The 16,462-nt window shown below is 41.7% G+C and carries 7 protein-coding genes and 1 pseudogene; 2 read left to right on the top strand and 6 right to left on the bottom strand.

Annotation, left to right across the window (positions count from 1 at the left end):
- Nucleotides 1-21: 21 nt before the first annotated feature.
- From ACGTJS_RS01500 to pilG, 6 genes and pseudogenes are all read right to left on the bottom strand, one after another.
- Entirely contained in the window at nucleotides 22-7,002 is a 6,981-nt protein-coding gene (locus tag ACGTJS_RS01500) for an Hpt domain-containing protein (RefSeq protein ID WP_410472605.1), read from the bottom strand.
- Between the two features lie 52 nt (nucleotides 7,003-7,054).
- A complete protein-coding gene (locus tag ACGTJS_RS01505) occupies nucleotides 7,055-7,912 on the bottom strand; it encodes a CheR family methyltransferase (protein WP_410472606.1) in 858 nt (285 codons plus the stop codon).
- Between the two features lie 119 nt (nucleotides 7,913-8,031).
- A pseudogene (locus ACGTJS_RS01510) lies at nucleotides 8,032-9,066 on the bottom strand (methyl-accepting chemotaxis protein); the annotation flags it as partial.
- A gap of 1,149 nt (nucleotides 9,067-10,215) precedes the next feature.
- The gene (locus ACGTJS_RS01515; protein ID WP_410472607.1) at nucleotides 10,216-10,746 is read right to left on the bottom strand and encodes a chemotaxis protein CheW; all 531 of its coding nucleotides are present in this window, start codon (nucleotides 10,744-10,746) and stop codon (nucleotides 10,216-10,218) included.
- A gap of 4 nt (nucleotides 10,747-10,750) precedes the next feature.
- A complete protein-coding gene (locus ACGTJS_RS01520) occupies nucleotides 10,751-11,113 on the bottom strand; it encodes a PleD family two-component system response regulator (protein WP_315041225.1) in 363 nt (120 codons plus the stop codon).
- A 182-nt stretch (nucleotides 11,114-11,295) separates the two neighbouring features.
- Nucleotides 11,296-11,679: a twitching motility response regulator PilG gene (pilG, locus tag ACGTJS_RS01525; RefSeq protein WP_315041228.1), complete on the bottom strand. Its 384-nt coding sequence runs from the start codon at nucleotides 11,677-11,679 to the stop codon at nucleotides 11,296-11,298.
- Nucleotides 11,680-12,024: 345 nt separating this feature from the next.
- Between pilG and ACGTJS_RS01530 the strand changes: the two genes are divergently transcribed.
- Both ACGTJS_RS01530 and ACGTJS_RS01535 read left to right on the top strand, forming a co-directional pair.
- Nucleotides 12,025-13,266 carry an efflux RND transporter periplasmic adaptor subunit gene (locus tag ACGTJS_RS01530; protein ID WP_410472608.1) on the top strand — a complete coding sequence of 414 codons (1,242 nt, stop codon included), beginning with the start codon at nucleotides 12,025-12,027 and terminating at the stop codon, nucleotides 13,264-13,266.
- 41 nt (nucleotides 13,267-13,307) lie between these two features.
- Nucleotides 13,308-16,460, top strand: coding sequence for an efflux RND transporter permease subunit (locus tag ACGTJS_RS01535; RefSeq protein ID WP_410472609.1), 3,153 nt, complete (start codon nucleotides 13,308-13,310; stop codon nucleotides 16,458-16,460).
- Nucleotides 16,461-16,462: the final 2 nt, after the last annotated feature.

The raw sequence follows: 16,462 nt of genomic DNA on the forward strand, positions 1-16,462 counted from the left end.
TATTTATTCCCTGTAATGATACTAGCTAACCGTTTTTTCATGAATCAATCTAGCAAGGGTATCTAACAAATCTTGCTCTTGGAAAGGTTTGCCTTTGTATTCGTTTACACCAATACTCATCGCACGTTCACGGTGTTTTTCACCTGTACGAGAGGTAATCATGATAATTGGAATGTTGCGCAAGCGTTCGTTATGGCGAACTTGGGCTGCCACTTCAAAACCGTCCATACGCGGCATTTCAATATCCAGCAACATAATGTCTGGTGTCAATTCTTGCAGTTTTTCTAGTGCGTCCACACCGTCGGTTGCAACTTGAGCTTCATAACCATTACGCTCCAACAGACGTGACGTTACTTTACGTACCGTTACCGAGTCATCAATGATTAAGACCACAGGCTTACGATTTGCATCTTTTGTGGCAGTTTTTTGACGGTCAATCTTAACAGTGGCAGTGGCGTTACGCATCAAGGCGATTAAATCAAGGATTAACATCACAGAACCATCACCCATAATCGTAGCCGCAGAAATCCCAGAAATGTGCGATAACTGTGGGACTAGCGGTTTAACAACCACTTCAATACGAGAACCTGCAATGGCATCAACCTGCAATGCCATATTTTGTCCTGTTTCGGTACGAATGATAATTACAGGCACGCTGACAGGCTGTTGGCTTAGGGCTTCTAATGGGTCGCTACCATGCAAAATTTGGTTTAAATAACGCAAACGATAATCTTGCCCATCAATGTTTAAAGTTGTCGCATCAAGGCTGTGGAACTGATAAACCGTCTCTGTGTTAATACGCAATACACGCTCAATCTGTACCAATGGCACGGCATAATATTTATCACCTGCACGCACAACCAAAGCATCAGACACCGCAACGGTCAATGGCAAACGCATGGTGAAACGAGAACCTTTGCCCAGCTCAGAATCCACCAGTACCACGCCACCCAATTGTTTCACTTCGCTTTGTACCACGTCCATACCAACGCCACGACCCGAGATTTGCGAAACGGTTTTTGCGGTTGAAAGTCCTGCGTTAAAGATATATTGCATGATATCCAATGGTTTTAAACTGGTATCATCTTTGGCGATTAAGCCTTGTTCCACCGCTTTTTTACGCACTGCATCAACGTTAATGCCTTTACCATCGTCAGACAAGTGAATGACAATCTCACCGCCTTCACGTTGTACTTCTAAAGTAATCAGACCTGTACGAGATTTTCCCGCTTCAATACGCTCTTGCGATTTTTCAATACCATGGTCAACCGCATTACGGAGCATATGCTCAAGTGGTGATGTGATACGTTCTAGGATATTACGGTCAATCTCACCTTCATCATTTAAAATTCGCAATTCTACTGATTTGCCAAGTTCGGTCGCCGTTTGACGGACGATACGTTGTAAACGAGCGGTAATACGAGAAAATGGAACGGTTCTTGAATTCATCAAGCCTTCTTGCAAATCTGCCTGTGTGCGAGACAGTTGCAATAACAAGTTTTCGGTATCACGAGTTTTATCCAACATGGTCGCTTTAATATCAACCAAATCCGATGCCGATTCTGACAAGGATTTTGACAATTGATTTAATGCCGAATATTGGTCCATCTCTAGCGGGTCAAAGTCCGCATCATCGCTGTGTTCATCAGCAATCTGTGCCAAAATCTGCACTTCAAGCTCAGTTTCCATTCGGCGTAACTGGTCGGCAAGACGTTGAACCGTAGAACCCATCTCTTCAATGGTATGGGTCAAACTTGACACGCCCATTTCAATACGGGCTCGGTTAATCGCCGATTCGCCTGACAAGTTAATCATACGCTCCATCAAACCTGCCGAGATACGCAGCTTTTCAGCATTGAGATTGACCTGTTCTTGTTCTGTTTCAAAGTTGCTTTCCATAGATGGCATGACAGTCAAATCACGTTTATTGCCATCATCTTCTTGGTTTAAGCTACTTTTATAGATGTCAATTTGTTCAATTTGGCTTGCCAAAGATATGACTGGCACTTCTTTTAGACTATCAGGATTGTGTGAAAAGTCTTGTAACGCACGAATTAATGTGGTCGGTGTTTGTGGGTTGTATTTATTTTCAAGCACATAAAGCGAGCTTGCCAACCAGTCATGACACGATGCCAACAAATTGCCAATCATACGAGTGGCTGGCTTACGACGAGAACCTAACTCTTCATAGATAGTTTCCATTTCGTGGGCTAAGTTGGCAATCCCTTCCGCTCCGACCATTCTTGCACCGCCTTTGATGGTGTGCAATTCACGTTGCAAGGCTTGCAAAGCCGACAAGTTATTGGTATTACTACGGAATTCTTGTAAGTTTTGGCTACTGCTATCAATCAGTTCTTTGGCTTCTTCTAGGTACACGCCCAAAATATCTTCATCAGGCTCTTGACCCTGCCATGTTTCTAAACGGCGTTGCTCAAAGTTATTGATAATCTCTTGTACATACAATGGGTCAGCATTCCGATTGGCATTGGCTTCATCAGTTTCATCTACTTCATAAGCATTATCCGCTTCGTCCTGACGTACATCAACAATTAAAGGTACAGCAGGTACGACATCATGCGCTAACAATTTACCCGACAAAATTTGACTTAATTGTACGGTCAAATCATTGGCAAAAAATGACTGTTGATGTTGAATTGCATATTGCAATTGTGCATAAGTCGTTTCATGTACTTTTTGCATGACCAGCACGATATCAGGGTCGCTCGCCAATTTTTCAGACAACAAGGCATCATACATCAACTCAGCATATTTGGCTAAATTGGCAATACTGACAATCCCCACCATACTCGCACCACCTTTTAAAGTATGGTACTCTCGGCAAAGTTCTTTTAGAGCATCGGTATTGGTTAAGTTATTTTGCCATTGGTTAAAATTGCTTTGTAAACTCAATCTTAACTCTTGCGACTCGGCTAAGAAAATCTCTAACAGCTCAATATCAGTATCAATTTTTTCATATTGAATCGCATCCATTTCGGCTTGATATTGTTTGTCTGCCAATAATTGTTTAACGCCTTCAATAGATTGTTTGTCAACAAAGACATTCAAACCTGCTGCAATCGCATCAAACATCGCAATCAGCTGTGCGTGCAAATTAATCAAACCATTTAACAAAGCATCATCTTTGGTAAAATGTGGATAAATCGTCAGTTTGTGATAAGCCAACTGCAAGGTTTCGGCAATGCTCACATAGCTCAGACCGCCAATCGCATTGACAAGTTTTTCCGCTTGCGACTCCAGTAGCTGTGCATAGCTAACGATTTGAGTATCATCTTCACTGACAAAAATTTCTAGCAGTGAGTTATCCGCATCAATCAGTTCATCAATACCAAGCGTTAATAATTCACTCACGCTAATGGCATTTGCTGTATGCACATCACCAAACAATTGTTGATGATAATTTTCCAAGCTTTGTTGGTCATCATCATTTAGTGCCACATTTGACAAATGATAGGCATTATTCAAATCATCTTGCAAATGGGCTTTGACTTGTTGTAATATTTCTAGTTGTTCGGCATTGAGTGCAATCTCTTTACGCAACAACTCACTTAGCCCATTTTCTAGCATTTCGCTCAATGCTTGCACTCTGGACAATTTAAAGATTGCTGCACCGCCACGCAAAGTATGAAAAGCTCTAACCAACTCATCAGTTACTTTTACTTGGTCTTGATTGGCATGGGTATTGATAAAGCTATCAATTTTTGTTGTCAATTCTTGTGCTTCTTCTAAAAACACCGTCATTGCAACTTTTTCATTGTCGTCTAATGATACATCATCAGTGTCATGTGTGGCAACAGTACTATCGGTGATACTGTCATCAATTTCGTCATCAAGAATTTTATCATCATCAATCTGCTGATTGTCATCAACATTAGCCGTTGGCGTTTTGGTATTTTCATCTGTTACGCTTTGGCTAACACTTCCACCCAACACTGACTGCATGGTTGTCGGATAATCAAAATTTGCACCTTGCTTTTTGACATAGGCATTGGCAATCGCCGACCAAACTTTGATAATTTGCGGATAATCATTACGCCCTTGGGCAAAAATATCCACCAAAGCGTGAAAATCTGCCAACACATCACCCACCAATGCAACCAAACCAGTTTCAGGCGTGATGGTATTGTCCATGACACGGTTAAGCATATTTTCAATAGACCATGCCAACTCACCAAGCTGATTTGCCCCAACCATACGCCCAGAGCCTTTTAAGGTGTGGAAACCACGTCTTAGCTCTTTTAAGGTTGTCATATCGCTTGGTTCGGCTTTCCATTCAGCATATAAAGGTTGAATGGTTTCTAATACTTCTTGTGCTTCTTCAATAAAGATTTCTTGGATATCTGGGTCAGATTCGCCATCTGCCACTTCATTTAACTCATCATAAGCTTGTTTGACAGGCTCTGGCAAATTATCAATCAACAAGCCATCAGTCGCCAATTTGTCAACGCTTTGCGTAGCAACCATTGGCGTGCTTTGCTCTGCATGATTGTCATCGCTGTCTGTGATAACCAATTGTTCAGTAAAATCTTGTTCGGTGAATTCAGGCTGTACAGCCACTTCCGCCACAGTCGGCTGTGTAGATACAGTGTTTGATTGCAGATTTAGACCTGTGTTAATTGGTTTACCTGCCAAAATATTATTGGCTTGTAAAACCGTAATTGCAGGGTCAAGGCTTGGTGCTTGCATTTGGGCAAAATCGTTCACCAAGGTTGGGATTTTTTGGCGAGTTTCGCCAATAAATTGTGCCAATTCATCACTGCTTGACAACGTGCCATCTAGCACACGGTTCAGCATATTTTCAACCGCCCAAGCCATTTCACCAATTTGGTACGCACCGACCATACGCCCAGAACCTTTTAAGGTATGAAAACCACGGCGGATTTCTTTTAAAGTTTTTAAATCACTCGGGTCAGCTTGCCATACAGGCAAGTTGCTATCCATCTCTTGCAAAACTTCATCAGCTTCTTCAATAAAAATTTCACGAATTTCTTCGTCCGCCATCTCAAAATCATCTGGCTTTAAGGCTTCTCTTGCTTGAATTAACGCCTCTGACTCAGCGACTGGCATATTTTGCACAGACGCATTTGTAACGTTCTCTACATCAGTATCCGTGGCTTCATCGGCTTTGGTGATAGTTTCTACAATCTCTTGTGTATTCTGAGTTTCGTCAGGTTCATCATCAAAGACAATGTCATCATCGTCAAAAATAACATCATCATCAGATGACACATTTTCATCTGCTGATGTGAATGTTTCTGCCGTTGGCTGGGCAGTATCCACTTGATTTGCCTGCTGATTGGCGATTTTTTCACCCTCATCATCATAAATAACCGTATTATTCTCAAATACTTTATCACGAGATGGCAAAGCCGACTCCGACATCGGCATATCAATCAAGTTTTTCACCAACAAATTGGCACGATTTAACTGTGCTTGCGTTTGGTCAAGCAATTCTTCGCTCACGCTTTGATGCGACAGATAATCCAAAAACAGCTCAAAACGTGCAATCATTTCTGCGATTGCGTCTGTTGCATCCCAGCTCAATACTGCTACATTTTTGCTAACAATACGGCTTAACAAAATGCGTAACTGTTCCGCCAACTCTTTTGGACGGTTTAGCCCAAGTAATCCAAATACTTGCACCATAGACACCAATTCGTCATTGACGCGCAAATGGGCTAAATCATGCGATTTTGTATATTCGTTAAATTGACATTTTACATTTTCTAAATAAATACGAGTTTGTCGCACCGCCTCATGCTCTGGGTCTGAAGCATAAGAAAAATGGTGCAAGCCAATCTGACTATCTAAAGTTTCGGCTGTTGACAACAATTGGCTGTACAAATCTTGCAACTGACGCTCAACCTGCCATGCCAAACTTGATGCCATATTGGCATCATCAATCATCATTTTTACATCATTGATAATCACATCTAAATGATGTCCATAAAACATCCAACCACGATTGACCAAAGCTACCTTGACATTGTCTAAAATCGGCAAAATTGTAGCAGGTTCATAAACTTGATAAATCGCCTTTTCTAATTTTTCCAATACCTGACTAAACAAGGTGTCATTTTCAAACTTATCATTTAAATCAAGACTGTTTAACAACGCTTCTGCTGGCTCTGTTTTATTTCCCAAACGACTTAAATGTAACAAAATATCAACCGCCAAACGCCCTGTATCAAAGTCAGGCACTTTGTCCGTATTTTGCTGTAACAACGCCTCTAGGTTTGACAAAAAAATCACATACTGCTCTGGCGTTGGCTTGTCATTCAATGCCAAACTACCAAACCACAACGCCACCAAATGCCAAACTTGACGAAATGTCGCATTAAGAGGTGTCGCTGCCAAATAATTGGCGATTTTTGCCAAAGTTTCCAAACTTTTTACATCATTTTTTTGCTGTTGCAACAACTGCAAAGTACAATAACGCCAAAGTTTGGTTAAATGTTGGACATTGTCATCTTGCCAATCCTTGCTAATATTAGGCGTTGGCAATTTTGACAACAATGGCAAATACGCATCGGTATCTTGCGTATTATCCGCATGATAACCAATGATTTTTGATAAATCGGGTTTTGCCTGTCCGATTGATTCATATAAGAAACCAATACGGTCAACCACCCAAGGCTCGTGTATCTGTTGTTTTCTTTGTAATTGTTGGATTTCGTACTGTAACAAATGCACCGCTTGGATAATATTTTTTTTGGCAGTTTGACCATTTTCAAATACCGAACCATCGGCAATTTCACCTTTGGCAATCACATCAGAAACCTGCTCCAAAGCACCTGCCAATTCTGCCAACAAATATTGATTTGTCAACGTCAACGCACCGCTCACTTGGTGCAACGACTGCCCAAGCGACTCCCAGTCCATTGGCACATCATCACGATGTAACAGGTAATTTTGCTCATCAAAAATATCCTGCAACACCGGCATTAACCAATCCAAAGCTATTAAAGTACGTTGTTTACTCATACGATTCCTACCGTAACGATATATTTTTTAAAAAATTTTATGATGACTTATATCATCGTATCTGTTTTAACCAATCTGGTGCTGTCGGCTTACAAAAACCATTGATTGCCGTCTGTGGCAATCGCACCAACTTTGTTGTCTGAAAACGTGTCAACTCACCTGCACCCAGCAATAACACCCCATCATCTGCCAAAAACTGACTTAAATAATGCACAATATCTCTTTGCTCAAACTGACGAAAATAAATCAACACATTTTTACAAATAATCACTTGGCACTGTCTTTTTAAAATCGGTATTGCCTGTTCGTAATCCACCAAATTTTTACTAAAAAACTGCAAATGACGGCGTTCTTGTGGTTTTACGCAAAAATGGCGTTCATGAATGTCTAAATCTTGCTGATAAACTTTAGGAATACTCAACAACTCTGCAATATCATATTCACCTTTTTTTGCAAACTGCAATGACTGTTGGCGAAAATCTGAACCATACACCAAAAAATCTCGCCGTTGACGTAACACAGGTGCTAAAGTCAACAACAAAGATACCGCCTCTTGTCCTGTAGAACAGCCCACACTCCAAGCGGTAAAAGGGCTTGACTGCTTGTTTTGTTGTTCAAGATTTTGCCAATGTTTGGCATAATTTTCTATGAACTCAAACGTTGGAATATGTCGAAAAAATTCGGTTCTTGGGATTAAAATATCATCAAACAGTTGATGATACAAGCTATCATCATGTGCAATCTTTTCTAAAAAATCGGTATTACTTAACTGATTGATTTGCAAATGTCGCTCAATGACACTTTTAACCCAATGAAGTTGACCGCTTGGCAATACAAAACCCACTTGATGCTCAATATATTTTAGCCACATAGTCAATTCATTTTGTGAAAGTCGGTATGTCTTTATCATCAATGTTTACGCCCATATGCCAAAACATATTTTTACCAAACAACAAACGAAACAACCAGCCCAACCACACAAATGGCAAAATAAGGGTAAAATAACCCTTATTTTTTAGTATTTGCCAATTAATAAATCGTTGTTGTGGTACTACTAAAAGCTTCATCAGGCAATTTAAAGCCAGATACAGACTCTTGCAACGCTGCCGCCATTTCGTTCAACTGACCGATTGAACGAGCTGCTGCCAATGTACCAGACGTTGTTTGCGAAGTAATATCTTGAATGATATTCATCGTATTTGAGATATGACCCGCTGATGCCGCTTGTTGACGTGCTGCGTTAGAAATCGACTGAATTAATTCCGCCAAGCTGTTAGAAACCGATTGTACTTCTTCTAGTGCTTCACCTGCGTCTTTTGCAAGTTTTGCCCCTTTCACAACTTCGGCTGTGGTTGATTCCATTGACATTACCGCTTCGTTGGTATCCGCCTGAATGGTTTTTACCAGTGTTTCAATCTGTTTGGTCGCTGTTGCTGAACGTTCCGCTAGACGCTGAACCTCGTCCGCAACGACCGCAAAACCACGACCTGCTTCACCTGCCATCGATGCTTGAATAGCGGCGTTCAATGCTAGAATATTGGTTTGGTCGGCAATGTCGTTAATCAATCCAACGATATCACCAATCTCTTGTGATGATTCACCCAAACGTTTAATACGTTTTGATGTTTCTTGAATCTGGTCTCGAATCGTGTTCATACCGTCAATAGTACGTTGTACCACTTCCGCACCGTTATATGCAATCGCAACCGAACGGTCAGCAACCGCAGCAGATTCTGCAGCGTTTGATGATACTTGGTCAATAGACACCGCCATTTCGTTAATCGCAGCTGATGCACCCGCAATCTCTTGTGCTTGGCTTTCTGACGCTTCGGCAAGCTCTACCGCTGTCGCCTGTGTTTGGTCTGATGCACGAGCAACTCGTTCTGCAGTAACGTTAATCGCAGATACCAACTGACGCAACTGGTCAATCGCAAAGTTTACCGAGTCGGCAATCGCCCCTGTAAAGTCTTCCGATACTGTCGCATTAACGGTCAAGTCCCCTTCCGCCAAATCGCCCAATTCATCAAGCAAACGCAAAATCGCCATTTGGTTGCGTTCGTTTTCTTCTTGAATTTTGCGAGCACGGTCAGACTCCGCCTCCATCTCTAATAACTGGCGGCGTGTTTCACGTTCACTAATACGGCGTTCTTCATCATTTTTGGCACGTAACTGACGGTTCATAAAATACAAAGCCAATAAGAAGCCTAGCAAAGTCGCCAATGCCAACCCCCAATATAACATTAGATTATGGTGTGCTGGCGTTGCCACAGACGAACTCACCACAGTGCTATTTTCTTGGGCAAATTTGCTAACTGCATTGGCTTGCTCACGTGCTTGACTATAAATCCCTTCCCCTGCAACCAAGCTATCTAAAGCAGGTTTGACAGACGAATCAAAACTTTGTTTAATCGCATTTAACGTTTCTAATTGTGATGGATTAAAGACTTTTTGGATTTCAGGCGTACCCGCAAGCTCTGCATTAATCGTTGCCTCAAACAGTTGAATATCTTGGGTTAACTGCTTAATATCCGTGCTTTGATTGCTTTGTAAACGATTGATTTGATTGCCAATTTTTTCAGCAAGCCAAACTTGATTGTTGGCAATTGCTACTTGATTGGTTGTCGCACCTGTCGCCAACATTTTTTCAACCAATTGGCGGTATTGTTTTTGCAATTCAGGCAATGTCTGAGCAACAATTCCCATCGCCTCGTTAACTTGACCGATGGTTTGTTGATTTTGAGTCAAAAATGCGATTTTCTTTTGATTTTCTTCCCAACCTGATACCAAATTTGGACGACCTGCTACAGCTATTGACATTTCTTTGGCATTTTTATCCAAATTTGCCAAACCTTGTTGAACTGCTTGTGCCGTATCCGCCTTAAAGGTGTTATTCACATTGGTCGCAATACCTTGACTAATCGCACCAATATTGGTGGTAACTGGCGAGGATGCTTGATTACCCAAAAGGCTATACACCAAATAAATAAATGCTAAAATCGCAAGAATAGATGCGAAAACGGCAAAACCTGTCCATTTTTTGGATTCTTCATTGCCTACCGTATCCAGATAAGTTTCGGAGACGATAGCAGGAGAAGTATTGGTACTCGCACTAGAAGTTTGGGTATCCATGAATGCTGATTCCTCTAAATTACAATCAAATTTCACTAAGAAATTATTTGAAAAAATACGGGGTTAAAAATGTTAAAAAAACGATTACAAAGCAGCTTCTAAATAACGTGGGTCTTGTGTTAAAAAACTTGGCATAAAAATATACCAAGTCTGTTCATTTTGACGAAAACGCCCATGTGTATAGTTTGCCAAAGGTGATTCAGCTGGCAACCCAATCGGTTCATATTGACGCTGGTTAAAGGTTTGAATACCTAGCACTTCATCAACTTGTAAGCCACTAAAAATTTTTGGTTGGTCAATAACCAACAATTTTTGATTAATCCGACGACCTTGAGTCGGTGTCAATCCCAAATAACTAACCAAATTTGTAATCGGCAACAAACGTCCACGCACATTCGCTACACCTGTTAACCAAGGTTTTGCCAATGGTACAGGGGTGATATCAGGGATTGATAACACTTCAGCAATGTCGCCAAGCGGAGCAACCAACTGCTCACCGCCTAACATAAATGCCACGCCAAGCCATTGGGTTTTTGCCGTAAAATGCTCACCTTTTTTACGTTTCACCGCCCTATCTGCTAAGCGTAAAAGCTCAATAAATCCGTTTGATGCCACAAAACTACTCCATCATCGCTTGAATGACTTGAATCAACTCAGCTTCGGTTACAGGTTTGGTTAAATAATCTTTTGCACCTTGGCGTTTGCCCCATACACGGTCTGTCTCTTGATTTTTGGTGCTAATAATCACCACAGGAATGTGTGCCGTTGCTGGGTTTTTGGTGATTTGACGAGTTGCTTGAAAGCCATTCATTTCGGGCATGACAACGTCCATTAAAATCACATCAGGTTGGTCATTAATTGCGTGTTGAATGCCGTCTTCGCCTGTGGTTGCTTCAATAATTTCATAATTGTTTTTGGTCAAAATATCACGAAATTTTGCCATTTCTGATGGCGAATCATCTACAACTAAAATTTTTGCCATTACAAATTCCTTACCATTTTTCTTAAGGTATTTTTAAAATTGTGTTAACATAAGATTTTTAAAGTTGTTATGTTATATTACAGTTTTTACCAGTTGATTGATAATTATCTACAACTGTTTGTAACTGTATAACCAACGCAAAAAGCCATTGATAGCATAGACTATCAACAGCTAACAACTTATTATGCTGGGCGATAACGATTGATTGCGTCAAACAGTTCTTCTTTGCTAAACGGTTTTGTCAAATATTCATCTGAACCCACAATACGTCCACGGGCTTTGTCAAATAAGCCATCTTTTGATGACAACATAATCACAGGCTTGTTCGCAAAATCGGCATTGTTTTTAATCAAAGCACAGGTTTGATAACCGTCAAGGCGTGGCATCATAATATCCACAAAAATCACGTCAGGGTTTGAATCTGCGATTTTTGCAAGTGCGTCAAAACCATCAACAGCCGTTACCACTTGACAGCCTGCTTTTTCTAATAATGTTTCGGCTGTACGGCGAATCGTTTTTGAGTCATCAATAATCATGACTTTTAAACCATCAAAGTTTGCATCCATAGTAGATTCCTAGTGCTAAATGTGTGTAAATTAATAAAATTTTGTTTGTCAAAAACTGTTAAACTTTTCACAATCTTTGCTAGATTGCTACAATCTTAGCATATTTTGTCAATATCATAAAACGATTAACAGATAACTTTACCATTTAAGTGTATAAAGTGTAAATTTTTGACAAAAGGTTTTGTATAATCTACCATAATTTGATGCTAAACAAAATACTATAATTTAAATTAGACACAATTTTTTTATCATTTTATTACATTTAGTGTTGATTATTTTGTTACAATACCAGTTTTAAAACCGTGATACTGTCCATAATAACTCAATCATCGTGTAGGAACGCTTATGCCCATTTATTCAACTTTTGCCAATCATTTTCACACCTATCATATTTATCAAAAAAAGTTGGTACTTGCTTGTGTTGTGGGTTTGTCTATGATATTAACCGCTTGTGAACGTCCAAACGCCACTCAATCAAGTAACAATGCCGACAATCCTGCCACTGCAAGCACGGCTCAAGCCTTAAAAAATGATGAAATCCAATTATTGTCAAGTGATGTCATCACCGCAAAAGCAGAACGTTACCAGCCAAGTGTTACCATTACAGGCACTTTACAGGCGAGCGACACCGCCACAGTACAGTCTACGGTAAGTGCAAAAGTTCAACAAGTGTTGGTAAAAGTCGGACAAACGGTAAAAAAAGGGCAATCATTGGTAAGGCTAGACAATCAAGACAGCGAAAACCAACTGGCACAAGCCCAAGCCGATGTCGCTTCAGCCGAAGCCCAAGCTCAAGTAGCTGCCGAATTGGCACAAAAAAACAAAGCCCTGCTAGACCAAGGTTTTTTGTCCGAAATGGAATATAAACATAGTCTGGCTGATGCCAAAGCCCAACAAGCCGCTGTCAAAGCCAAAAAAGCCCAGTTAAGCATTGTGCAAAAACAAAGCAACGATACACTGATTGTAGCGACTGCCGATGGTGTGATTGCCAGCCGTCAAGTGGAAAATGGACAGGTGATTTCGCCCAATCAAGCCTTGATGACGATTGTCAATCCCAATAAACTTGAATTTAGTGCCAATGTGCCAAGCGAAACGCAAGCGATTACAGTCGGTCAAAGCGTGCCGTTTACCATTGCCAATAGCACCCATCAGTTTGTCGGTCAGGTGAGCCGAATTGCCCCAGAAATCGACCCCTTGACCCGTCAATTGCCGATTTTTATTGCGGTGCAACCTGAACAAAATGGACAAACTTTAAAAGCAGGTATGTTTGCCACAGGTCAGTTAGAATACGGACAAATTCAAGTCGGCGTGTTAATTCCGATGACGGCGGTTAGCTTTGATAAACAAATTGACAAGGCGAGTAACGTTACCGCAACCAGTGTTAAAACAACGGACGAAAGCCAATTACAATCTGGTATGATAATGGTGATTGGACAAGACCATGTGATTCGCAGTCAGCCGATTGAGATTATCCGCAGTCAAGATGATACAGGGCAATATTTGGTAACAGGCATTGAGCAAGGTACACTGGTGATTACTACCGCTTTAAGCCGTCAAGATATTGGCAAAAAAGCGATTTTAAAATAATCATTGCAATTCACTTTATCATTTAAAAAGGTAATATTTAGATGTGGCTAACCCGTGTCAGTATCAATAATCCTGTTTTTGCGACCATGATTATGCTTGCGTTTATGGTGGTGGGCTTGCTTGCCACTCAGCGTATGCAGGTGGAAGAATTTCCTGATATTGATTTTCCGTTTGTGGTTGTTAATACCGTTTATACTGGGGCTTCGCCTGAAGTGGTGGAGAGCGATATTAGCAAAAAAATTGAAGACCAAGTTAATACCATCTCAGGGGTAAAAGAAGTTACATCCATTTCGCAACAAGGCTTGTCGCAGGTGATTGTGCAGTTTGATTTAAACGTGCCGTCCGATGTTGCCGCCCAAAATGTGCGGGATAAATTGGCTTTGGTTACGCCGACCTTTCGTGATGAAGTGCAAGACCCGATTGTCGCCCAGTACAACCCTGCCGATGCCCCTGTGGTGTCGGTAACGTTTCGCTCGGACAGTATGCCGATTAAAGATTTGTCCACTTATTTGGAAAATACCGTTAGCAAACAATTGCAAACCGTTACAGGCGTTGGGCGTGTGGATATGTTGGGCGATAGACAACGCCAAATCCGCATTGTCATCAAGCCTGAACAAATGAACGCTCATCGGGTATCTGTCAATCAAATTGTCAATGCGTTACGCTCGGAAAATGTAGAATTGCCAGTCGGCACAATTAAAAATCGCAATGATGAAATGGTGGTGCAGATTAATGGCTTGGTAAAAACGCCGTCCGAATTTAACCAGTTGATTGTCGCCCAAAACCGTGGGGCAAATGGTCTATCAACGCCTGTGTATCTGTCGCAAGTCGCCCAAGTGGTTGATGGGCAAGCTGAAGCCGAATCCGCCTCGCTACAAAACGGTCAAACCGCCGTTGCCATGGACATTATCAAAACGTCCGATGCCAATATCATTGACGTGGTGGACAATACCCAAAAACGCCTTGAAGAAATCTGCCAAACCCTACCCAATGGCGTAACCATGACGGTGGTGGCGGACAGCTCCAAAAGCATTCGTGGCTCGCTGAACAACGTGGTGCGAACGCTGATTGAAGGGGCGATTTTGGCGGTGTTTATTGTGTGGTTGTTTTTGGGGTCGTGGCGTTCTACCATTATCACAGGGCTGACCTTGCCGATTTCGCTTTTGGGGACGCTTGCGATGATTTGGACGTTTGGTTTTTCTATTAATATGATGACCTTATTGGCATTGGCGTTGTGTATTGGTCTGTTGATTGATGATGCGATTGTGGTGCGTGAGAATATTGTGCGTCATGTGGCGATGGGCAAACATCATCGCAAAGCAGCTTTGGACGGTACGCAGGAAATTGGGCTTGCCGTCCTTGCCACCAGCCTTGTGATTGTGGCGGTTTTTTTACCTGTGGCGTTTATGGGTGGGATTATCGGTCGGTTTTTTTATCAATTTGGGGTAACGGTTTCGATTGCGGTGCTGATTTCTATGTTTGTTAGTTTTACCCTAGACCCTATGTTATCAAGTATGTGGCACGACCCAGAAGCCGAACACCAACACGAACGTTTAAAAGAACAGGTCAAATTTTCCAAACGTCCGATTGCGTGGATTTTAGATAATTTTCAACGTTTATTGGATAAAATCACCAACGCTTATGGCAAAATTTTGGCTTGGAGTTTACGCCAACGTTTTTTAACGCTATTAGTTGCGGTTGGCTCGTTGGTGGGGGCATTTTTTGCGGTCAGTCTTGTCGGGAAAGAATTTGTTCCCCAACCTGATTTGGGTGAAATTAAAGTCAAATTTGAAACGCCTGTCAATGCCAATTTGGACTATACCCAACAAAAAACCGTCCAAGTCAATGCGGTACTCAACAGTTTTCCAGAAGTTACCGACACTTACGCCACCATCAATTCGCTGGCTTATAGTGGCAAAAATCGGGTACAAATAAAGGTTTCACTCACGCCAAAAGACGAGAGAAGCAAAAAATTACCCGAACTTAGCCGAGAAATCCGAGAACAATTACAACGCATCGGTGGTATAGAAGTCACGTCTGTCGCAGGGTCAGATATGGCGGTATCGGGCGGATTAAAGCCAATTATGATTTCTATCAAAGGCGATGATTTGGACGAATTGCAACGCCTGTCCAACGAATTTATGCAACGACTTGACAAGGTGGACGGCTTGGTAGACATAGAAAGCACACTAAAACAGCCAAAATCGATGGTATCCGTCAAAATTGACCGTATCGCCACCAATGACGCAGGCTTGTCTATTGGACAAATTGGACAAGCGTTACGCCCACTACTGGCAGGCGATGATGTTACCACTTTTAAAGACGAAAACGGCAACAATCTTGACGTAAATGTGCGACTATCCGACCAAGACCACAGAACCATATCCCAACTACAATCACTGTATTTAACGTCCAACAAAACCGACCAAAATGGACAGCCCTTGTTAATTCCGCTATCGCAAGTGGCAAGTTTTAGCGAAGCATTGGGCGTACCGCAGATTAACCGCCGAGATTTGTTCCGAGAAGTAGTGGTGCAAGCCAATACAGACGGCAGACCTGCTGGCGACATTGGTGATGACATTGCCAAAATCCAAGCCGACATGAAACTGCCACAAGGCTACAGCTTTGCGGTGCAAGGCTCAAACAAAGACATGGCAGAATCTATCGGCTATGCAGTAACGGCTTTGGTGCTTGCGGTGGTATTTATTTATATGTTGCTAGGTTCACAGTTTAATAGCTTTTTATATCCGATTGCAATTATGGCATCCTTGCCGTTGTCGCTGATTGGGGTGTTTTTTGCGTTATTTATCTTTGGCTCAACACTCAACATTTTTTCAATCATTGGTATTATTATGCTGATGGGATTGGTGTGTAAAAATGCGATTTTGCTGATTGACTTTATCAAAGAAGCGATTGCCAACGGACAAAGCCGACACCAAGCCATCATGCAAGCAGGACAAACACGGCTACGTCCTATCTTGATGACGACGATGGCGATGGTGATGGGTATGATACCGCTTGCCATCGGTATTGGTGAAGGTGCAGAACAACAAGCTCCGATGGCTCATGCGATTATTGGCGGTGTGATTACCTCTACCCTTTTGACTTTGATTGTTGTGCCTGTGATTTATACCTATCTTGACGATGCCAAAAACATGACGTTTGGTTTTGTGAAAAAGTTTAGCAAATCGTGATA

The organism is Faucicola mancuniensis, from assembly GCF_046523945.1.
Taxonomy (GTDB): Bacteria; Pseudomonadota; Gammaproteobacteria; order Pseudomonadales; family Moraxellaceae; genus Faucicola; species Faucicola mancuniensis.

Bases quoted from the DNA above. Each gene is read 5' to 3' on its own strand.
- ACGTJS_RS01500 (WP_410472605.1), bottom strand. From the start codon at position 7,002: ATGAGTAAACAACGTACTTTAATAGCTTTGGATTGGTTAATGCCGGTG.
- ACGTJS_RS01505 (WP_410472606.1), bottom strand. From the start codon at position 7,912: ATGATAAAGACATACCGACTTTCACAAAATGAATTGACTATGTGGCTA.
- ACGTJS_RS01520 (WP_315041225.1), bottom strand. From the start codon at position 11,113: ATGGCAAAAATTTTAGTTGTAGATGATTCGCCATCAGAAATGGCAAAA.
- pilG (WP_315041228.1), bottom strand. From the start codon at position 11,679: ATGGATGCAAACTTTGATGGTTTAAAAGTCATGATTATTGATGACTCA.
- ACGTJS_RS01530 (WP_410472608.1), top strand. From the start codon at position 12,025: ATGCCCATTTATTCAACTTTTGCCAATCATTTTCACACCTATCATATT.
- ACGTJS_RS01535 (WP_410472609.1), top strand. From the start codon at position 13,308: ATGTGGCTAACCCGTGTCAGTATCAATAATCCTGTTTTTGCGACCATG.